The 20,182-nt window shown below is 65.7% G+C and carries 12 protein-coding genes and 7 pseudogenes; 12 read left to right on the top strand and 7 right to left on the bottom strand.

Annotated features, from left to right (window positions below):
* Positions 1 to 828 precede the first annotated feature (828 nt).
* The 9 genes and pseudogenes from MPSD_RS04860 (at position 829) to MPSD_RS04820 (ending at position 9,507) form a co-directional block, all read left to right on the top strand.
* Positions 829 to 2,031: an ISAs1-like element IS2404/ISMul1 family transposase gene (locus MPSD_RS04860; protein ID WP_420811872.1), complete on the top strand. Its 1,203-nt coding sequence runs from the start codon at positions 829 to 831 to the stop codon at positions 2,029 to 2,031.
* Positions 2,032 to 2,052: 21 nt separating this feature from the next.
* A pseudogene (locus tag MPSD_RS04855) lies at positions 2,053 to 3,180 on the top strand (MMPL family transporter); the annotation flags it as partial.
* Positions 3,181 to 3,197: 17 nt separating this feature from the next.
* Positions 3,198 to 3,467: a glutaredoxin family protein gene (locus tag MPSD_RS04850; RefSeq protein ID WP_036426931.1), complete on the top strand. Its 270-nt coding sequence runs from the start codon at positions 3,198 to 3,200 to the stop codon at positions 3,465 to 3,467.
* A gap of 110 nt (positions 3,468 to 3,577) precedes the next feature.
* Positions 3,578 to 4,999: a glutamyl-tRNA reductase gene (locus MPSD_RS04845; RefSeq protein WP_020788699.1), complete on the top strand. Its 1,422-nt coding sequence runs from the start codon at positions 3,578 to 3,580 to the stop codon at positions 4,997 to 4,999.
* Between the two features lie 13 nt (positions 5,000 to 5,012).
* Complete coding sequence (hemC, locus tag MPSD_RS04840) at positions 5,013 to 5,957, top strand: hydroxymethylbilane synthase (protein WP_012392780.1); 945 nt, start codon at positions 5,013 to 5,015, stop codon at positions 5,955 to 5,957.
* Between the two features lie 24 nt (positions 5,958 to 5,981).
* Positions 5,982 to 7,655 carry a bifunctional uroporphyrinogen-III C-methyltransferase/uroporphyrinogen-III synthase gene (locus MPSD_RS04835; RefSeq protein ID WP_086085809.1) on the top strand — a complete coding sequence of 558 codons (1,674 nt, stop codon included), beginning with the start codon at positions 5,982 to 5,984 and terminating at the stop codon, positions 7,653 to 7,655.
* Positions 7,656 to 7,694: 39 nt separating this feature from the next.
* Positions 7,695 to 8,678, top strand: a complete 984-nt coding sequence (hemB, locus tag MPSD_RS04830) for a porphobilinogen synthase (RefSeq protein WP_015354481.1) — start codon at positions 7,695 to 7,697, stop codon at positions 8,676 to 8,678.
* A gap of 11 nt (positions 8,679 to 8,689) precedes the next feature.
* Complete coding sequence (locus MPSD_RS04825; RefSeq protein ID WP_086085807.1) at positions 8,690 to 9,226, top strand: DUF3093 domain-containing protein; 537 nt, start codon at positions 8,690 to 8,692, stop codon at positions 9,224 to 9,226.
* Positions 9,223 to 9,507, top strand: a complete 285-nt coding sequence (locus tag MPSD_RS04820) for a hypothetical protein (protein WP_020788702.1) — start codon at positions 9,223 to 9,225, stop codon at positions 9,505 to 9,507. The genes MPSD_RS04825 and MPSD_RS04820 overlap by 4 nt, the downstream gene beginning before the upstream one ends.
* Positions 9,508 to 9,662: 155 nt before the next feature.
* Here the strand turns inward: MPSD_RS04820 and MPSD_RS28915 are convergent.
* The 5 pseudogenes from MPSD_RS28915 to MPSD_RS30665 form a co-directional block, all read right to left on the bottom strand.
* Positions 9,663 to 9,936: pseudogene (locus tag MPSD_RS28915) on the bottom strand (IS1634 family transposase); the annotation flags it as partial.
* Positions 9,937 to 10,347: 411 nt separating this feature from the next.
* Positions 10,348 to 12,414 (bottom strand): annotated as a pseudogene (locus tag MPSD_RS31015) (non-ribosomal peptide synthetase); the annotation flags it as partial.
* 135 nt (positions 12,415 to 12,549) lie between these two features.
* Positions 12,550 to 13,146 (bottom strand): annotated as a pseudogene (locus MPSD_RS31010) (condensation domain-containing protein); the annotation flags it as partial.
* Positions 13,147 to 13,186: 40 nt separating this feature from the next.
* Positions 13,187 to 14,845 (bottom strand): annotated as a pseudogene (locus MPSD_RS30135) (condensation domain-containing protein); the annotation flags it as partial.
* 64 nt (positions 14,846 to 14,909) lie between these two features.
* Positions 14,910 to 15,161: pseudogene (locus tag MPSD_RS30665) on the bottom strand (AMP-binding protein); the annotation flags it as partial.
* A gap of 221 nt (positions 15,162 to 15,382) precedes the next feature.
* Between MPSD_RS30665 and MPSD_RS04795 the strand changes: the two are divergent.
* Positions 15,383 to 16,585 carry an ISAs1-like element IS2404/ISMul1 family transposase gene (locus MPSD_RS04795; protein ID WP_420811871.1) on the top strand — a complete coding sequence of 401 codons (1,203 nt, stop codon included), beginning with the start codon at positions 15,383 to 15,385 and terminating at the stop codon, positions 16,583 to 16,585.
* Between the two features lie 19 nt (positions 16,586 to 16,604).
* Here MPSD_RS04795 and MPSD_RS04790 read toward each other — a convergent pair.
* A pseudogene (locus tag MPSD_RS04790) lies at positions 16,605 to 16,733 on the bottom strand (MmpS family transport accessory protein); the annotation flags it as partial.
* Between the two features lie 666 nt (positions 16,734 to 17,399).
* On the opposite strand from MPSD_RS04790, the gene MPSD_RS04785 reads away from it, so the two are divergent.
* Positions 17,400 to 18,194, top strand: a complete 795-nt coding sequence (locus MPSD_RS04785) for a hypothetical protein (protein ID WP_020788706.1) — start codon at positions 17,400 to 17,402, stop codon at positions 18,192 to 18,194.
* 170 nt (positions 18,195 to 18,364) lie between these two features.
* Here MPSD_RS04785 and MPSD_RS27820 read toward each other — a convergent pair whose 3' ends face one another.
* Positions 18,365 to 18,634 carry a hypothetical protein gene (locus tag MPSD_RS27820; protein ID WP_131807385.1) on the bottom strand — a complete coding sequence of 90 codons (270 nt, stop codon included), beginning with the start codon at positions 18,632 to 18,634 and terminating at the stop codon, positions 18,365 to 18,367.
* Here MPSD_RS27820 and MPSD_RS04780 point away from each other — a divergent pair.
* Positions 18,633 to 20,147, top strand: coding sequence for a PE family protein (locus MPSD_RS04780; RefSeq protein WP_086085509.1), 1,515 nt, complete (start codon positions 18,633 to 18,635; stop codon positions 20,145 to 20,147). The two genes, MPSD_RS27820 and MPSD_RS04780, sit on opposite strands and share 2 nt — an antisense overlap.
* Positions 20,148 to 20,182: the final 35 nt, after the last annotated feature.

The following is a 20,182-nucleotide window of genomic DNA, read 5'->3' as shown; positions in this document are numbered from 1 at the left end:
CGTAGTTACGCTGCCCGCCGAACTATCAGAGGCACATCTTCGGGGCACGGACCGGAGCCGCCGTGGACCACAGAGCAGCGGAAAATACCTGTGTTTGGAAAGCCCATTCAACCCATCCCCGGTGGGCGCCTCTCCGCGTGACCACAACCAGTGGTGACGCAACCCAAACCGTGCGACGGGTGCACCCAGGCGCGGAATTTCAGCATAAGCTTACTGTTCAGGGTGCCCTTTGACATCACACCGGAGCCGGCAGACGGAGCAACGCAACCACCGGCGATAGACAACCCGCCTAACCCCGAGACTGGCTTCCCCGCCCGATGGGCGGCCATGCGCACCCATCAATGAGACATTCATGTCTTATATTGAACAGTTTCAACCCCGGCGCGACAATTTGTGTTCATATTTTGAATTCGAGTCGACCTATACAGAATCGCGACATATGCCCTGGGTCGTCCACAGACGTTTTCCGCAGATGCTCGAAAGCCAGGGCGGCCCTGACCGCCCGAGCAAAGGTAGATGAGATCTTTGCCTGCTATTGCTGGTGAGGTTGGTTGCGGAAAGTCTAAACGCATAGCTTTCCAGCTTGCATGGGCGCCATTTCCCGCTTGCTATAGGTATTATCGGAGGTTGATCAGTGGGGCCACGCCAGGGCGGATTGCCTTTAACCCGCGGCCAGCTGGGCATCCAGGGCTCCGGCGTTGTTGATTAGCAGGCTTGTGAGCTGGGTTGATGATCTTTGGTGCCGCGCTATTGGGGCCGGAGTGTAGGCACGGGCTATCTGGAGAACGATCGAGTTGGTTACTGTTCGTCGTTGGTCTGGAGTTGCCCGTGCCTACCGTTTCAGTATTGCGTGTGTCGTCGGTTCCAGAGGTGTTCGACTGCTGGAGTCCTGGTGAGCGCAGCGAGCTCATCGGATCGGAGTTTCTCGATGTGTTGGCCTCGGTGCCAGACCCGAGGGACCCACGCGGTCGGAGGTATTCGCTGGTGGCTTTGTTGGCGATCGCGGTTCTGGCCACTGCCGCGGGGATGCGCGGCTATGCTGGTTTTGCCACATGGGCGGCCACCGCTCCCGATGATGTGTTGGCCCAATTAGGGGTCCGGTTCCGGCGGCCCAGTGAGAAGACCTTCCGCGCTGTTTTGTCTCGGCTAGACCCCGCCGACCTCAACGCCAGGATGGGCAGTTACTTCACTGCACACGTGGCCAGCAGCGACCCCAGTGGATTGGTGCCGATCGCGTTGGACGGCAAGATGCTGCGTGGTGCTTTACGCGCCAAAGCGACAGCCACGCATCTCGTGTCGGTGTTCGCCCACCGTGCCCGATTGGTGCTCGGTCAACTCGCTGTCGCCGAGAAAAGCAATGAAATTCCCTGCGTACGTGCCCTGCTCACGCTGCTGCCGGGTAGCTTGCGGTGGCTGGTCACCGTGGATGCGATGCATACCCAGGTCGTCACCGCGAAGTTGATCTGCGCCACCTTGAAGTCGCACTACCTGATGATCGTCAAGTCCAACCAAGCCAAAATACTTGCGCGTATCACCGCGCTGCCCTGGGCCGAGGTGCCCACAGCCGCTACCGACGACTCCCGCGGCCACGGCCGTGTCGAGACCCGCACCCTGCAAATCATCACCGCTGCACGAGGAATCGGCTTCCCCTACGCAAAACAAATCATCCGGATCACTCGTGAACGCTTGATCACCGCCACCGACCAGCGCAGCGTGGAGGTGGTCTATGCCATCTGCAGCCTGCCCTTCGAGCACGCCCGCCCTACCGCGATCATGACCTGGATGCGTCAACACTGGGGAATCGAGAACAGCCTGCACTGGATACGCGACGTCACCTTCGACGAAGACCGTCAAAGGGCACATACCGGAAACGGCGCACAGGTCCTAGCAACGCTACGCAACACCGCGATCAATCTGCACCGCCTCAACGGCGCCGACAACATCGCCGAAGCCTGCCGGATCACCGCTTTGACCGCCAACCGCCGCCTAGACCTCCTCAATCCACAATCCCCCAGCTCACAAGCCTGCTAATCAACAACGCCGGAGCCCTGGCTGCTACCCAAGATGCGTGCGCAGATTCCGCCGATGATCAACACCATGACGATCATGCGCGACATGCTGCTCGTCTGGCACGGCACACTGCAGTCGTTCTACGAGCAACAGGACTCGGGCAGCAAGGATCCCGGCGCAATGGGGCGGGTGTTCGACGCGGCCCAAATCGATGATTCGTTCTATCTGCCGGAGTCGGCTTTCAAGAATCCGGATTTCCAACGTGGTCTGAAGATGTTCCTGTCCAAGGACGGCAAGGCGGCGCGGTTCATCATCGCGCTCGACGGCGACCCCGCGACGTCAGCGGGCATCTCGCGCGTCGCGTCGATCAAGCAGGAGGCGCGCGAGGCGATCAAGGGCACCCCGTTGCAGGGTGCGGCGATCTATTTGGGCGGCACCGCGGCGACGTTCAAGGACATCAGCGAGGGCGCGACCTTCGATTTGCTGATTGCCGGCGTGGCCGCGATCAGCTTGATCGTGATCATCATGATGCTGATCACCCGAAGCGTGGTGGCCGCCGCGGTGATCGTCGGGACCGTGCTGCTTTCCATGGGGTCTTCGTTCGGCCTATCCGTGCTGGTCTGGGAGGACATTCTCGGCATTGAGCTGTACTGGATGGTGCTGGCGATGTCGGTGATCCTGCTGCTGGCGGTGGGATCGGACTACAACCTGCTGCTGATCTCCCGGCTCAAAGAGGAGATCGGCGCCGGCCTCAATACCGGGATCATTCGTGCCATGGCCGGTACCGGAGGCGTGGTGACAGCCGCCGGAATGGTGTTTGCTGTGACGATGTCGCTGTTCGTGTTCAGTGACTTGCGGATCATCGGGCAGATCGGCACCACCATCGGATTGGGCCTGCTGTTCGACACGCTGATCGTGCGCTCGTTCATGACGCCGTCCATCGCGGCGTTGCTGGGCCGTTGGTTCTGGTGGCCGCAACGAGTTCGCCCGCGCCCGGCCAGCCAAATGCTGCGGCCGTCGGGACCCCGCAGCCTGGTTCGTGCGCTCTTGCTGTCGCCGGAGAACAAGTCGCCAGAGGGCCATCGCCTTCCCGAACCTGGTGCCCCGGGCACGCCGAACAGCAGCGATGTCACCGTCGCCGGACGTGCGCCAATTCAGCCGTCAGGTTAGCTGCCACACTGATGCCCATGACAGAGCCAACACATCGCCGGCAGGTGGAGCTATTGACCCGCGATGGTTGCGCGATCTGCTTGCGAGTGCACGCGCAGTTGGCCGAGTTGGCCGGTGAGCTCGACTTTGACCTGGTCAGCACCGATGTCGACGTCGCCGCGTCGGCCGGCAACGCACAATTGCGGGCCGAGTTCGGCGACCGGCTGCCGGTGATTCTGCTGGATGGGCGCGAGCACAGCTACTGGGAAGTCGACGAACCCCGGCTGCGGGCTGACCTGGCCAGCTGAGGAGCCCATACCCGTCTAGTCGATTATTTGGTAGCCCAACTACCAAGCGTCTACCGTAGAGAGCAGTTCACTTTCTCGAGACGCAAGGGAGCGGGCCAGGTGATGCTGCCGTGAGCATCTTGCTCTTCGGGGTTTCGCACCGTAGTGCGCCGGTCTCCGTCCTGGAACAACTCAGCATCGAGGAGTCCGAGCAAGTCAAAATCGTCGACCGGGTGCTGCAGTCGCCGCTGGTCACCGAGGCCATGGTGCTGTCGACGTGCAACCGCGTCGAGGTATACGCCGTTGTCGAGGCGTTCCACGGCGGTTTGTCGGCGATTGGGCAGGTGCTCTCCGATCACTCCGGTATGTCGATGGGGGAGCTGACCAAACACGCTTACGTGCGCTATAGCGAGGCGGCCGTCGAGCACCTGTTCGCGGTGGCCAGCGGACTGGATTCGGCGGTGGTCGGCGAGCAGCAGGTGCTCGGCCAGGTGCGCCGTTCGTACTCCGCCGCCGAGGCCAACCGCACCGTCGGCCGGGTGCTGCACGAGCTGGTCCAGCGCGCGCTGTCGGTGGGCAAACGGGTGCACTCGGAGACCTCGATCGACGCCGCGGGTGCCTCGGTGGTGTCGGTCGCGCTGGGCATCGCCGAACGCAAGCTGGGCGGTTTGGGCGCCAAGACCGCCGTGGTCATCGGAGCGGGGTCGATGGGGGCGCTCTCCAGCGCACATCTGACCCGGGCCGGCATCGGCAAAGTCCACGTGCTGAACCGTTCGCTGGCCCGTGCACAGCGGCTGGCCGGCAAGATCAGGCAGTCGGGCGTGCTCGCCGAAGCCCGGACACTGGACCGGCTGGCCGAAGTGCTGACCGACGCAGATGCGGTGGTCAGTTGCACCGGGGCGGTGGCTCCGGTGGTTTCCCTGGCCGACGTGCACCACGCGCTGGCCACCGCACGCCGCGACGAGACGACCCGGCCCCTGGTCATCTGTGATCTGGGGATGCCCCGCGATGTCGACCCGGCCGTGGCCAGGCTGCCCGGTGTCTGGCTGATCGACGTGGAGCGGGTGCAACGCGAACCGTCGGCCCATGCCGCTTCCGCCGACGTTGCTGCGGCCCGCCACATTGTCGCGGCCGAAGTCGCCGGCTATCTGGCGGGGCAGCGGATGGCCGAAGTCACTCCGACCGTTACGGCGCTGCGCCAGCGTGCCGCGGACGTGGTCGAGGCGGAATTGTTGCGCCTGGACAACCGGCTGCCGGGGCTGGACAGCGCCGAACGCGACGAGGTGGCCCGCACGGTGCGACGGGTGGTCGACAAGCTGCTGCATGCGCCGACGGTGCGGATCAAACAACTGGCCAGTGCCCCTGGTGGCGACAGCTATGCCGAGGCATTGCGCGACCTGTTCCAACTGGACCAGACCGCCGTCGACGCCGTAGCGACCGCCGGCGAATTGCCCGTCTTTTCAAGCGGATTGGATGCCGGAGCCGGCCCGCAGGGCGCTGATGGCCCGTCGGCCGGCCCGACCCCGTCTGCCCCCAACCCTTCCGCCGAGTAGCTGATTGGCGCACGTGATCCGGATAGGCACCCGGGGCAGCCTGCTGGCCACCACCCAGGCTGCGACCGTTAGAGACGCTCTCATCGCCAATGGCCATGCCGCCGAGCTGGTCACCATAAGCACGCTCGGCGATCGATCCTCGGCGCCGATCGAAACTCTCGGTGTGGGGGTTTTCACCACCGCGCTGCGCGAGGCTATCGAGGACGGCCGCGTCGACGCCGCTGTGCACTCGCACAAAGATTTGCCAACCGCCCAGGACCCCAGGTTCACCATTGCGGCCATTCCGCCACGACAGGACCCCCGCGACGCAGTTGTTGCCCGCGACGGGCTGGTGCTCGGGGAATTGCCGGTCGGTTCGCTGGTGGGAACCTCGTCGCCGCGGCGGGCCGCGCAGCTTAGAGCATTGGGTCTCGGTTTGGAAATCCGCCCCCTAAGAGGCAACCTAGATACCAGGTTGAACAGGGTAAGTAATGGTGATCTTGACGCCATCGTGGTGGCTCGGGCCGGGCTGGCCCGGCTGGGCCGTCTCGACGACGTCACCGAGACGCTGGAGCCGGTACAGATGTTGCCAGCGCCTGCTCAAGGTGCGCTCGCGATCGAATGTCGAGCCGGCGATAGTCGGCTGGCAACAGTGTTGGCGGAGTTGGACGACGCCGACACGCGGGCAGCGGTCACCGCCGAGCGAGCCCTGCTCGCCGAACTGGAGGCTGGTTGCTCCGCGCCGGTGGGTGCGATCGCTGAGGTGGTCGAGTCCATCGACGAGGAGGGACGGGTTTTCGAAGAGCTGTCGCTACGCGGCTGCGTGGCGGCACTGGACGGATCCGACGTGATCCGCGCGTCCGGAATCGGCACTTCCGGTCGGGCACGGGAGCTTGGGCTCGCCGTTGCCGCGGAGCTGTTCGAGCTGGGCGCTCGAGAGCTGATGTGGGGAGAGGGCAATTCCCCGCAAGGAAGTTGAGTGAGTGACTTGGGAGCGACAATGATGACGCGAGGGCGCAAGCCGAGGCCGGGCCGCATTACTTATGTGGGCTCTGGCCCAGGTGACCCGGGTCTGTTGACCACACGGGCCGCCGCGGTACTGGCGAACGCCGCCCTGGTGTTCACGGACCCCGATGTGCCTGAATCGGTGCTGGCCCTGATCGGTAACGATCTGCCGCCCGTCTCCGGGCCGGCGCCCGCGACTGCAGTGGCCGACAATGCTGACGCTGCGACCGGCGGCCCCGCCGAGGATGAGTCCGACCAGGCGGTTCCGGCGGTGGTCTCTAGTGGTCCGGACATCCGCCCGGCGCTGGGTGATCCCACCGAAGTTGCCAAAACGCTGACCGCCGAAGCCCGTTCGGGCGCCGACGTGGTGCGTTTGGTGGCCGGTGACCCGATGTCGGTGGACGCGGTGATCGCCGAGGTCAACGCCATTACCCGCAGCCACCTGCAGATCGAGATCCTGCCCGGTCTGGCGGCAACCAGCGCGGTCCCGACCTATGCGGGACTGCCCCTGGGCTCCGCGCACACGGTTGCCGACGTGCGTGGCGACGTGGACTGGGAGGCGCTGGCCGCCGCACCGGGTCCGCTGATCCTGCAGGCCACCGCGTCACATCTGGCTGACGCGGCCCGCACGCTGGTTGAGCACGAGCTGGCGGACACAACGCCGTGCGTGGTGACCGCGCACGGAACCACCTGCCAACAGCGCTCGGTGGAAACCACCCTGCAGGGGCTGACCGATCCGGCCATCCTGGGTGGAACCGACCCTGCCGGCCCGCTGACCGGGCCGCTGGTGGTGACCATCGGCAAGACCGTGAGCAATCGCGCCAAGCTGAACTGGTGGGAGAGCCGGGCACTGTACGGCTGGACCGTATTGGTACCCCGAACCAAAGACCAGGCCGGCGAAATGAGCGAGCGGCTGACGTCCTACGGCGCCCTGCCGGTCGAGGTGCCGACGATCGCCGTCGAACCGCCGCGCAGCCCGGCGCAGATGGAACGCGCGGTCAAAGGCCTGGTCGACGGCCGGTTCCAATGGGTCGTGTTCACCTCCACCAACGCCGTGCGCGCGGTGTGGGAGAAGTTCGGCGAGTTCGGCCTGGATGCCCGGGCGTTCTCCGGAGTGAAGATCGCCTGTGTGGGCGAGTCGACTGCCGACCGGGTTCGCGCTTTCGGGATCAGCCCGGAGCTGGTCCCGGCCGGGGAACAGTCCTCGCTGGGCCTGCTGGACGAATTCCCGCCCTACGACAGCATTTTCGATCCGGTCAACCGGGTGTTGCTGCCGCGCGCTGACATCGCCACCGAGACGCTGGCCGAGGGGCTGCGCGAGCGTGGCTGGGAGATCGAGGACGTGACGGCCTACCGCACGGTGCGGGCCGCTCCGCCGCCGGCGGCCACCCGCGAGATGATCAAGACGGGCGGTTTCGACGCGGTCTGCTTCACCTCGAGTTCTACGGTGCGCAATCTGGTCGGTATCGCCGGTAAGCCGCACGCGCGGACCATCATCGCCTGCATCGGACCCAAGACCGCCGAAACGGCCGCCGAGTTCGGGCTCCGGGTGGATGTCCAACCCGAGACTGCCGCGGTGGGTCCGCTGGTGGACGCGCTGGCCGAGCACGCCGCCCGGCTGCGCGCCGAAGGAGCCCTGCCCCCGCCTCGCAAGAAGAGTCGCCGGCGCTAGTGGTGCACGCGGAGGGATGCTAGTGGCGGGCCGCCACTGATGGGCGCCTACCCGCGGCAGCGGCCGCGCCGGCTCCGCTCGACTGCGGCGATGCGCCGCTTGGTAGCGCAGACCTCCTTGGAGCCAAGGCATTTGGTGCTGCCGATGTTCGTCGCCGACGGTATCGAAGAGCCGCGCCCGATCGCGTCGATGCCGGGGGTGATGCAACACACCCGCGATTCGCTGCGCAGCGCCGCCGCGGACGCCGTTTCCGCCGGGGTGGGCGGCCTGATGTTGTTCGGGGTGCCCCGTGACACGTCGAAGGACCCCGTCGGCTCGGCCGGTACCGATCCCGACGGCATTCTCAACGCGGCCCTGCGCGACTTGGCCAAGGATCTCGGGGACGCGACGGTGCTGATGGCCGAAACCTGCCTGGACGAGTTCACCGACCACGGGCACTGCGGGGTGCTCGATGACCGGGGCCGTGTCGACAACGACGCGACCGTGGCCCGCTACGTCGAATTGGCGGTCGCGCAGGCGCAGGCCGGCGCCCATGTGGTGGGACCGAGCGGGATGATGGACGGCCAGGTGGGTGCGATCCGCGACGGGCTGGACGAGGCCGGCTACGCCGACGTGGTGATTTTGGCCTACGCGGCCAAGTTCGCCTCGGCGTTCTATGGCCCCTTCCGAGAAGCGGTGAGCTGCAGCCTGTCCGGGGATCGGCGCACCTACCAGCAGGAACCGGGCAACATGCGGGAGGCGCTGCGCGAGGTCGAGCTGGATCTGGACGAAGGTGCCGACATCGTGATGATCAAACCCGCTTTGGGGTATCTGGACGTCGTCGCCGCGGCCGCAGACATTTCCCCGGTGCCGGTGGCCGCCTATCAGGTCTCGGGGGAGTACGCGATGATTTGTGCGGCGGCGGCCAACAGCTGGATCGACCAGCGGGCCGCGGCCCTGGAGTCGCTGACCAGCATCCGGCGTGCCGGGGCCGATATCGTGCTCACCTATTGGGCCGCCGATGCAGCGAGTTGGCTGTCGTGACGGAGGCTCACATGACATCAGCGGGGGAACCCAAGACGTTGTTCTACGAATCCGGCGCCTCTTGGTATTGGCTGCTGGCCGGCCCGTTCTCGGCGCTGTCGTTGATCTTGATCGAGAAGTCCACCGGCGCCGGCATCCAGTTGATCACCCCAGTGATCTTCCTGGTCCTGGTGTCGGTATTCGTCGGCATTCAGGTGAAGGCGGCGCGAATCCACACCTCGGTGGAGCTGACCGAAGAATCCCTACGTCAGGGCACCGAGACCATCCTGGTGTCCGAAATCGTGAGGGTGTTCCCCGAACCCGAGAACTCCGTCGCATCTGGAAAGTCGCTGGCCAAGTGGCAGTCGGCGCGGGCGCTTGGTGAGTTGGCCGGGGTACCACGCGGCCGGGTCGGCATCGGCATCAAGCTCACCGGCGGACGCACCGCGCAGGCCTGGGCGCGTCGGCATCGCCATCTGCGTGCGGCGCTGACTCCATTGGTGCAGGAACGAGTCGGGCCTACCCAGGTCGACCGCGACGCTGGCGACGACGCCGAGACGGCACTGTGAACCCCCGCAACCGGGCCGTGATTGAGCTGGCTCTGGCCCTCGTCGCGGTGTGGGCCACCGCGGCGAGCTGGCTACAGACCACCTCAACGGTGGCGGTCGCTCCCGTTACCGCAGGTCAACCCGTCACGACGTCGGTGATCTATCACCCGCAGCAATTGGTGCCGACCCTGGCCCTGGCGACCCTGGCAGGGGTGCTCGCGGTCGTGGGAGTCTGCCGGTTGCGGCGGGCGCGACAATCGCCCAGTGCGCCTGCCGACAACAGCTCGGATCTCGCGCGCTAAGCGGTTTTTCGGACCAGCGACAACATTAGCTGACGGTGAATGCTGTTGGCCTGAGCCAGGTCGCGCAGCGCCTCGTGCACCGAGCTCCGAGTTGGCTCAATTGGAGGACGGGTCGGCAGCAGTGAGGGTGTGGTCGCCGGCCTTGATCTTGACCGTGCGGGTCCCCACCCGCCACGACGGACGCTGGCCGTAGCCAAGGTTTGCCGCCACCGGCGTTGGGCCTAGATCGGCATCCGCCGCTTGACGGTGGCATAGGAGATCGGCCGGACCCCGATCTCGGTGAGCACTCGTTCGGTGTCGATCATGGTGCTGGGCCCAATGATCCGCGCCATCACGAAACACGTTGTCGCTATAGATGGTTGAGTCGAACCCTAGGATCCGGTAAGACGCGCACAGGCCGTTTCGCAGATGTCTTCTTGGGTCACTTGTGTGTCACTGGAGGAAGTTTTTGAGGTGGTTGGTGTAGGTGGGGGTGTGGTTGGGGTGGAGGAGTTGGTGGTGTGTGCAGTTGGTTGAGTGGGTTGTGGTGGGGCCGGTGAGGTGTGGTTGCCAGGCCTGGAGGAGGTATGCGGCTTTGGTGTGGGTGCTTTCGTAGGTGGGGTGGTTGGGGGGTGGGGTGTGTTCGGCGGCGATGAGCAGGGTGGGGCCGGTGTAGGTGTGGGGTTGGTGGTGTTGGTAGAGGGTGATGTTGTGGTTGTGGTTGTGGTTGTGGTTGTGGTTGGTGGTTGGTGGTGAGGTGGTGTAGCTGGTCGTCGGGGATGGTGGTGTGGTGGTGGCCGAGCAGTGTTTGCAGGGTTTGGCGGTTGTTGCGGGGGTGATTGTTGGGTCGGTGTTGGTGTCGAGGGTGGGTAGTGAGTCGAGCAGGATGAGTCGGGTGTCGGTGTGGCCGCGGTGGTGTAGTTCGATGGCGATTTGGTGGGCGAGGACACCGCCGAAGGACCAGCCGAGGAGGTGGTAGGGGCCGGTGGGGTGGGTGTTTTGGATGCGGGTGGCGTAGTTGCGGGCCATGGCTTGGAGGGTGTGGGGTGGGGTTTCGTCGGCGTTGAGGGTTTGGTTGATGCCGATGAGGGGGTTGGTGAGGTGGGTGGCGAGGGTTTGGTAGGGCCAGCTGATGCCGCTGGTGGCGTGGATGCAGAACAGGGGTGTGCCGGTGCCGGTGTGCAGGGTTTGGATGGGGGATGGTGGCGGGTTGGGCTTGGGTGTCGATTCGGTGGGCGAGGGTGGTGATGGTGGGGGTGTCGAAGATGTCGGCGACGCGCAGGTCGGTGTGCAGGGTGGTGTTGGTGGCGGCGATTAGGCGCATCGCCGACAGGGAGTCTCCACCCAGATCAAAGAAAGAGTCGGCGGCGCTGACCCGGTCCTCCACACCCAGGATTTGGGCGTAGAGGCTGGCCAGGGTTTCTTCCACCGGGCCTTGCGGCGCGACATAAGCCTGCGCGCTAGTGGTGTAGTCGGGGGCGGGCAAAGCGCGGCGGTCGAGTTTGCCGTTGACCGTCAACGGTAGTTCGTCGATCAGCATGAAGGCGGCCGGAACCATATACGCCGGCAACACCTGGCTCAACGAGGCGCGGATGTCGGCGGTGTCGAGCCCGGTCCCCGTGGTGGTGGTGTAGTAGGCGACCAGCCGGGTTTGGCCGGGGGCGTCGTCGCGGGCGATGACCACCGCCTGCTCGACCCCGTCGAGGGCGGCTAGGGCGGCGGTGACTTCGCCGCATTCGATGCGGTAGCCGCGGATTTTGACTTGTTCGTCGGCGCGGCCCAGGTATTGCAGTTGCCCGTCGGGGCCTCAACAGACGAGGTCGCCGGTGCGATACATCCGCGACCCGGCCGACCCGTACGGGCAGGCGACAAACCGGGCCGCACTCGACGCGCCGCGGCGCCAATAGCCGACACCGACCCCGGCACCGGCACCGGCACCGGCACCGGCGACATACAACTCACCCACCACCCCGGGCGGGACTGGGCGCAGCCAGCTGTCGAGGACGAATACCCCGGCCCCGGACACGGGTGCGCCGATGGGCACCACTGTGTCCGCGGGGTGTAGGGGGTTGCTGATCGTGGTGCACATGGTGGTTTCGGTGGGGCCGTAGGCGTTGAGCAGGGTGTGCTCGGTGGCCCAGTGGTGGGCGAGGTCGATCGGGCAGGACTCTCCCACGGTGATGACGGTGGTTGCCTCTAACCCGTGATCGGGGAGTTGGGCTAATGCTGAGGGGGTGTGGGTGAGCACACTGACGTGTTCGTCGATGAGCAGGGTGTGGAAGTCCTCGGGTGAGGTGACGATGTGTTCGGGCACGACCACGACCCGTCCGCCGCTGAGGAGGGCGCCGAGGATTTCCCAGACGGAGACGTCGAAGGCGTAGGAGTGCCATTGCGACCAGACCGCGTTGGTGGGGATGTCGAGATCGAGTTGGGTGGTCAGGGTGGTGGCGTTGTGGTGGGTGATGGCCACGCCTTTGGGGGTTCCGGTGGTGCCGGAGGTGTAGATCAGGTACGCCAGGTCGTGGGGGTTGGGTGGGGGTAGTGGGGTGGTGGGGTAGTCATCGAGGTTGGTGAGGGTGTCGAGGGTGATCACCGGAACACCACTGCCGGTGCCGGTGCTGGTGGGGAGGTGGGTGGTCAGTTCGGTGGTGGTCAGTACTGCGGTGGGGGTGGTGTCGGTGAGCATGAACGCGATACGCGTTGGGGGTGGTGGGGGTCGATGGGTAGGTAGGCGGCCCCGGTTTTGAGGACGGCCAGGATGGCGTGGTCGCTGCGCGGTAGCAGCAGCGCAACGACCGCACCCGCTCGAGCCCCGTGGGTGGTGGTGAGGTGGTGGGCGAGTTGGGTGCTGGCCGTATCGAGGTCGTGGTAGGTCCAGGTGTGGTCTTCGAAGGTGAGGGCCGGGGCGTGGGGGTGGGTGGCGACGATGTTGGTGAAGGCAGCGGGAATCGAGATCGCCGTGGTGGTGGGAGCGGTGAGGGTGGGGTGGTTGCCCCAGGTGTGTAGTTGGGTGTGTTCGGTGTCGGTGAGTAGGTCGAGGTGGTGCAGGGGTTGGTCGGGGTGGGTGGTGAAGGTGGTGAGGGTGTGGTGCAGGCGGGTGGCCAGGGTTTCGATGGTGGTGGCGTTATAGACGTCGGTGCGGTATTCGATGGTGCCGGTCAGGGCCGGTGCTGTGTCGGGGCTGGTGGGGTGTTCGCCCACGGAGATGACCAGGTCCATGCGGGCGGTGTGGGTGGCGACCGGATACGGGCTGATCCGGGCCTGACCCAGGCGCATTTCAGCACCGTCGTTGGTGTGTTGGGTCCAGGGGTGGTTTTGGAAGGCGAGCATGACCTGGATGAGGGGGTGGTGGGTGCGGAAGCGGGTGGGTTGGAGGTGTTCGACGAGGAGTTCGAAGGGCACGTGTTGGTGTTCGAACGCGGTCAGGCTGTCCTCGCGGATGTGGGCCAGTAGGTCGGTGGGGGTGTCTGCGGGGTGGGTGTGGGTGCGTAGCACCAGGGTGTTGACGAAGAACCCGATCAGTTCATCGAGGTGGGGGTGGGTGCGTGCGGCGATCGGGACGCCGATGGCGATGTCGTTGGTGTCGGCGAGGGTGGCTAGGACCACGGTCAGGGCGGCGTGGATGACCATGAAGACCGAGACGTGGTGGGTGTGGGCCAGGGTGTGGATTGCGGTGGTTAGTTCCGGGGGGCCAGCTGAATTAGTGGCTGGCGCCGCGGTAGTCGGCGATCGGGGGGTAGGGGCGGTCGGTGGGCAGGGGCAGGTGTTCGGGGAGTCCGGCCAGGGTGTGCTGCCAGTAGGCCAGGTCGGTGGCCAGCAGGCTGGCCGGGTCGTGGGGGTCGCCGAGGAGTTGGTGGTGCCACAGGGTGTAGTCGGCGTAGTGCACCGGCAACGGCACCCACACCGGCGGGTGCCCGGCGGTGCGGGCGGTGTAGGCGGTGTCGAGGTCGCGGGCCAGCGGGCCCAGCGACCAGCCGTCGGCGGCGATGTGGTGGATCAGCAGTACCAGCACGTGCTGGTGGTCGGCGGTGTGCAAGATGGTGGCGCGGATCGGGATCTCGGCGGCTAGATCGAAGTGGTAGTTGGTGGCTTCGTCGATGGCGGTGTGCAGGTGTTGGGGTGTCCACCCGCGGGCATCCACGACCTGCCAGAAGACTTCGGCTTGGTTGGGGGTGAGGATGTCTTGGTAGCCGATCCCCTCGCTCGTGGTGCTGAAGCGGGTGCGCAGGGTTTCGTGGCGGGTGATCAGATCGTCGAGTGCGGCTCGGAGTGCCTCGGTGTCCAGCGGGCCGTCCAGGTGCAGGACGACCGGGATGTTGTAGACCGCCGAGGGGCCTTGAAGCTGTTCAAGAAACCACAGCCGGGACTGGGCAAACGACAACGGCACCCGTGGCGGGCGCTCACCGGCGATCAATGGCAGCTGAGCGACCGGGTCGGCCCCGACACGGTGGGCTAGCCCGGTGATGGCGGGGGCTTCGAACACATCAGCAACGCGCAGACCGGCGTGCAGGGTGGTGTTGGCGGCGGCGACCAAACGCATGGCTGAGACGGAGTCTCCACCCAGGTCAAAGAAGGAGTCGGCGGCGCTGACCCGGTCACTACCGCCGAGGATCTGGGTGTAGAGGCTGGCCAGGGTTTCTTCCACCGGGCCTTGCGGCGCCACATAAGCCTGCGCGCTAGTGGTGTAGTCGGGGGCGGGCAGGGCGCGGCGGTCGAGTTTGGCGTTGACCGTCAACGGTAGTTCGTCGATCACCACGAAGGCGGCCGGAACCATATACGCCGGCAGGACCTCACTTAGCCGGTCCCGCAGCCACGCCGTATCGATCCCACCGCCACCGATGGTGGTGGTGTAGTAGGCCACCAGCCGGGGTTGGCCGGTGTCGGTGTGGGCGATCACCACCGCCTGCTCCACCCCATCGAGTGCGGTCAGGGCGGCGGTGACTTCTCCGCATTCGATGCGGTAGCCACGGATTTTGACTTGGTCATCAGCGCGGCCCAGATATTGCAGTTGCCCATCAGGGCCCCAACAGACGAGCTCGCCGGTGCGATACATCCGCGACCCGGCTGCCCCGAACGGGCAGGCGACAAACCGGGCCGCACTCAACCCGCCGCGGCGCCAATAGCCGACACCCACACCGGCACCGGCACCGGCACCGGCACCGGCGACATAAAACTCACCCACCACCCCGGGTGGCACCGGACGCAGCCACCTGTCGAGGACGAACACCCCGGCCCCGGGCACGGGTGCGCCGATGGGCACCACAGTGGCGCCGGCGTGCAGCGGGGGTGCGGCGGTGAGGTAGATCGTGGCTTCGGTGGGGCCGTAGGCGTTGATCAGGGTTCGCCCCGGAGCCCTGCGCGCGCATGCGCCTGTGGTCTTGGTTTTGCAGGGTTTCTACGGGGAATCGCTGATGTTGCACCGCTTTTTCGATCCGGGCATGGGTGTGTCTGCAGAACTGGGCGATGCTGGATCCCGGTGTGGAGATCAACGTTAACGGGACAGTGCCCACCATCAACCCGGTGAAGGTCATTGACTCAGGTTCGACACGGCGGCTCACCGGGAAATCGATGACAACCTCAGAGTGGTGATCGCACCACTTCCCGACCAGCAGCGCGCACGCCGCGGTTAATATCGCCGATCGGCGCACTCCTAGCGCCCGGCAAAGTTTCTGCACCCCGGTGACGATCGCGGGATTCAGCTGCACCGGCGCGGAAACGCCGTCGCTTTCGGTGTTGTCGTCTAGGGGGCTGACCAGGGCTCCGGCGTTGTTGATTAGCAGGCTTGTGAGCTGGGTTGATGATCTTTGGTGCCGCGCTATTGGGGCCGGAGTGTAGGCACGGGCTATCTGGAGAACGATCGAGTTGGTTACTGTTCGTCGTTGGTCTGGAGTTGCCCGTGCCTACCGTTTCAGTATTGCCTGTGTCGTCGGTTCCAGAGGTGTTCGACCGCTGGAGTCCTGGTGAGCGCAGCGAGCTCATCGGATCGGAGTTTCTCGATGTGTTGGCCTCGATGCCAGACCCGAGGGACCCACGCGGTCGGAGGTATTCGCTGATGGCTTTGTTGGCGATCGCGGTTCTGGCCACTGCCGCGGGGATGCGCGGCTATGCTGGTTTTGCCACATGGGCGGCCACCGCTCCCGATGATGTGTTGGCCCAATTAGGGGTCCGGTTCCGGCGGCCCAGTGAGAAGACCTTCCGCGCTGTTTTGTCTCGGCTAGACCCCGCCGACCTCAACGCCAGGATAGGCAGTTACTTCACTGCACACGTGGCCAGCAGCGACCCCAGTGGATTGGTGCCGATCGCGTTGGACGGCAAGATGCTGCGTGGTGCTTTACGCGCCAAAGCGACAGCCACGCATCTCGTGTCGGTGTTCGCCCACCGTGCCCGATTGGTGCTCGGTCAACTCGCTGTCGCCGAGAAAAGCAATGAAATTCCCTGCGTACGTGCCCTGCTCACGCTGCTGCCGGGTAGCTTGCGGTGGCTGGTCACCGTGGATGCGATGCATACCCAGGTCGTCACCGCGAAGTTGATCTGCGCCACCTTGAAGTCGCACTACCTGATGATCGTCAAGTCCAACCAAGCCAAAATACTTGCGCGTATCACCGCGCTGCCCTGGGCCGAGGTGCCCACAGCCGCTACCGACGACTCCCGCGGCCACGGCCGTGTCGAGACCCGCACCCCGCAAATCATCACCGCTGCACGAGGAATCGGCTTCCCCTACGCAAAACAAATCATCCGGATCACTCGTGAACGCTTGATCACCGCCACCGACCAGCGCAGCGTGGAGGTGGTCTATGCCATCTGCAGCCTGCCCTTCGAGCACGCCCGCCCTACCGCGATCATGACCTGGATGCGTCAACACTGGAGAATCGAGAACAGCCTGCACTGGATACGCGACGTCACCTTCGACGAAGACCGTCAAAGGGCACATACCGGAAACGGCGCACAGGTCCTAGCAACGCTACGCAACACCGCGATCAATCTGCACCGCCTCAACGGCGCCGACAACATCGCCGAAGCCTGCCGGATCACCGCTTTGACCGCCAACCGCCGCCTAGACCTCCTCAATCCACAATCCCCCAGCTCACAAGCCCGCTAATCAACAACGCCGGAGCCCTGGGTTGCTCATGAACACCGAAAACGCGATGGAGCCGGTAAATACCAAGCCCGGCGACAAGGGCCACGCCCATGACAGCAAGCAGCAGCCACATTCGTCTCACAACGCTGGTAACCGGAATCATCCTCACCCTCGTGTTCCGCCACCGGGTCACAAAATCGCCCGCGCGACCAAAAACACCGGCCGCGGCTGGACCCTTAAAAAGGGGCTCGGCTGAGACCGCCCATCACGCGGGCCTGTACCGCCCAATATTCTCCATATGCGTCGCTATCAGATATCTCGTTGCGCTAACTAGCGTAGACGCTAATGGCGACCTGCTGAAGCATTTCGGATTTCCGCACGCGGCACCTCGCGCGCGGGATTTAGGTGCAACCCAACGGCTTGCCCGATGGCAACCGTTGTCTGCCGGCCCGGCTTGCGGCGGCCGTCACGTCCAGGCGGCACTTCCCCACCCATCGGCGCTTCGCGCTAGGCCCCAAAATGCCTCGACGGGGCCATCAACCGTCGCTCCAAGCACTGCGCCGGAAGCGGCATCGGATGCGCAGCAACCCCAGCCGCTATCGATGGCCCGCACTGCCCCACAACGACGCGTTCCACGCTTATTTCAGCGGTCCGTGAATTAGCCATCGGATGTCACCGCCGAATGAATTAGGGAGCGCAATGATTCGGGGGCAAGGTTGACGATTCAACGCTTGTAGAGCACACTGTTCAGCGTCTGCGACAGGCCGCTCGGTCAACTCTAAAAAAATTCCACGGTCATCGGTCGCAACTCAATTGGGCGAAAGGGACAACATCGATGCGTGTATCGACCGACCATCGAGTAATCACCAGGTGGGCGCCAAAGTCATGCTACCGCGCGGCGGCCGACGATTTCTTGGCGGCGGCAATTAGCCTCGGTTTTCTGGACTCCAATGCCATCTGTGGCTCACTGGCTAAAGACGATGTAATACCCGGATGGAGCGACCTGAATATCGTGTGCATCGCCCGAGACGATGCGCCAAGCGGGGAGACGCTGGGTGAACTCAACCGCATCGTCAAAGACCTCACCGAGCGCACCGCCATCGGAATTGGGTTTGACCTCGTGTGGCGCACAGAATTCGACCGGTCATCAAAAATCGGCGGTCGACCACTGGCGATGACGTACGAAGTCGCTCAATGCGGAGAGTTCCATATCAACCCGGCACCGTTTGCTGCCGCCGCGCCGATGCATACCGTCGTCGAAAAACTTCGACAGGAACGCGCTGTACTGCTGCTCGCGGAGATGCATAACTGGCGGCGGGCATGCTTTGCGGACGACGAGCCCGAAACCAACAAGCTCGCCGTGAAGACGCTTCTGAAGATGCTCAAGCAATGCGTCAGCCCCTACCCCGGGAGTTGCTTCACCCATGCCGCGAACCTCACCCGGCTGCCGCGAGACATCCCTGACATCGCTCGCGAAGCATTCCTGATGGCGGTGGAGACACGCGCCACGTGGGGGCAGAATCGCGACATCGACCAAGCCCGATCCGCAATCCTGAGCCTGCTGTTGACCGAGATCGATGCGCTCGATCTCATCGGGTCTTTTTATTCGCCTCAGTCATCAGAAAATTGATGCCGATCTATTTCTGTCGGCGATACGAAAGTGCATGATAGAACGGACACCCGCCAGCGAGCGACGGAGCCCATCGGACTCACATCGGTGCCGCAAAATATGCCGGACCAAAAAGCAGTTTCCCGTCGGCCGACCTCTTCCACTAAATGGCAGGTCCCGAAGTTTTTTCCTCACCGAAGTTCAGGAATCACGCTTTCACGTCTTGGCATGATCGCCTCGGACATACGGAATCGAGAAATATCAGGGAAAATGATCTGCGCATCGCGCATTTTGCGTGAGCCTCTGGCCAGAACGGCCGATCCGCCACCTACGGTCACGCGGCTGACGGAATCGGCCGAACGCCCAAAATTCGGGACCAGCACCGATAGGTTATTGCCATCTACCACTATTAACCAGCGATACAGTGCCCATCCGATATTGACGGGCCCGAAGGAAACCATGTCATATGTGATCGCGGCCCCGGAATTGCTGGCAGGCGCAGCTACGGACTTGGCGGGTCTCGGCTCGACGCTGCAGATCGCCAACCGGGCCGCCGCCGCCACGATCACCGGCGTGCCGGCCGCCGGCGCGGACGACGTCTCAGCCGCACTGGCGGCGGTGTTTTCCGGCCACGCCCTGGATTATCAAGCCCTGAGCGCCCAGATGGCCGGGGTGCACCAACGGTTCGTACAGGCGTTGACCGCCAGCGGGAGCTCCTATGCGGCCGCCGAGGCCGCCAACACCAACCCGCTACAGGGCGTCGAAGAACACCTGCTCGGCGTGCTCAACTCCCCCACCCAAGCCCTGTTGGGCCGCCCCCTGATCGGTGACGGCGCCGCCGGCGCCCCCGGACAGGACGGCGGCGACGGTGGACTGCTCTTGGGCAACGGCGGCGCCGGCGGAACCGGCTCCGCGGCGAACGCCGACGGTGGCAACGGCGGGGCGGCCGGACTCATCGGCAACGGCGGCGCCGGCGGAACCGGCTACAGCCCGACCACCGGTTCCGGCGCGGTCGGAGGCGATGGCGGGGCCGGCGGCTCCGGCGGAATCGGCGGCGTCGGTGGCAGCGGCACCATCGGCGCTCCCAGCGGTCACGGGGGTAGCTGTGGTCTCGGCGGTGGCACTGGGCTATTTGGCCAAGGCGGCGCCGGCGGCAACGGCGGGCAGGGCGGAGGGGAAAACTTCGCCTCGACCGCTGGGGCAGGAGGGCCCGCCGGCACCGGCGGGCACGGCGGCTGGCTCTACGGCAACGGTGGAGCCGGCGGTATCGGCGGGGCCGGCGGGGTCGTTGGTAGCTCCGAGGGCGGCGTGGACGGCGGAGTCGGCGGCAGCGGCGGCAGCGGCGGCGCTACCGGGCTGCTCGGCAACGGCGGGGCCGGAGGAACCGGCGGACAGGGCGGCGGCGGTGGCCGAGGGTTTGACGGCTCCCTCGGTGCTGGTGGCACCGGGGGCACCGGCGCCGTCGGCGGGTCCGGAGGGTGGCTCGTGGGCGACGGCGGGACCGGCGGCGACGGCGGGCAAGGTGGCGACGGCCACCTCGGCGGCGCGTTCGCGGGCGGGGGCGGCGACGGCGGCGCGGGCGCTGTCGGCGGGACCGGCGGGTGGCTGCTGGGTGACGGCGGGGCAGGCGGGGCCGGCGGCGCCGGCGCGAACGGCGGCCTGCTGATCGGCCACGGCGGCGCTGGCGGCGGCGGCGGGACCGGCGGGAATGGTCACGGTCGCCCCATAGGCAGCGGTGGGGCCGGCGGCGATGGCGGCGGCGGCGGGACCGGCGGGTGGCTATACGGCAACGGCGGGCACGGCGGCACCGGTGCCACCGGTGGCAGCGGCAGGCACTCCGGCGCCAGCGGCGATAGCGGCGACGGCGGTGACGCCCAGGCGATTGGCGACGGCGGGGCCGGCGGGTCCGGTGGCGCCGGCGGGGCCGGCGGCTCCGGCGGGCTGCTGTTCGGTGCGCCCGGCGCGCACGGGTAGCGCTCGGTAACCAATCGCGTGCGGGTTCGCCCGCC

This window comes from Mycobacterium pseudoshottsii JCM 15466, from assembly GCF_003584745.1.
Taxonomy (GTDB): domain Bacteria; phylum Actinomycetota; class Actinomycetes; order Mycobacteriales; family Mycobacteriaceae; genus Mycobacterium; species Mycobacterium marinum.
Note: the sequence above shows the minus strand (reverse complement) of the source record. Positions and strands in the feature narration are given on the sequence as shown.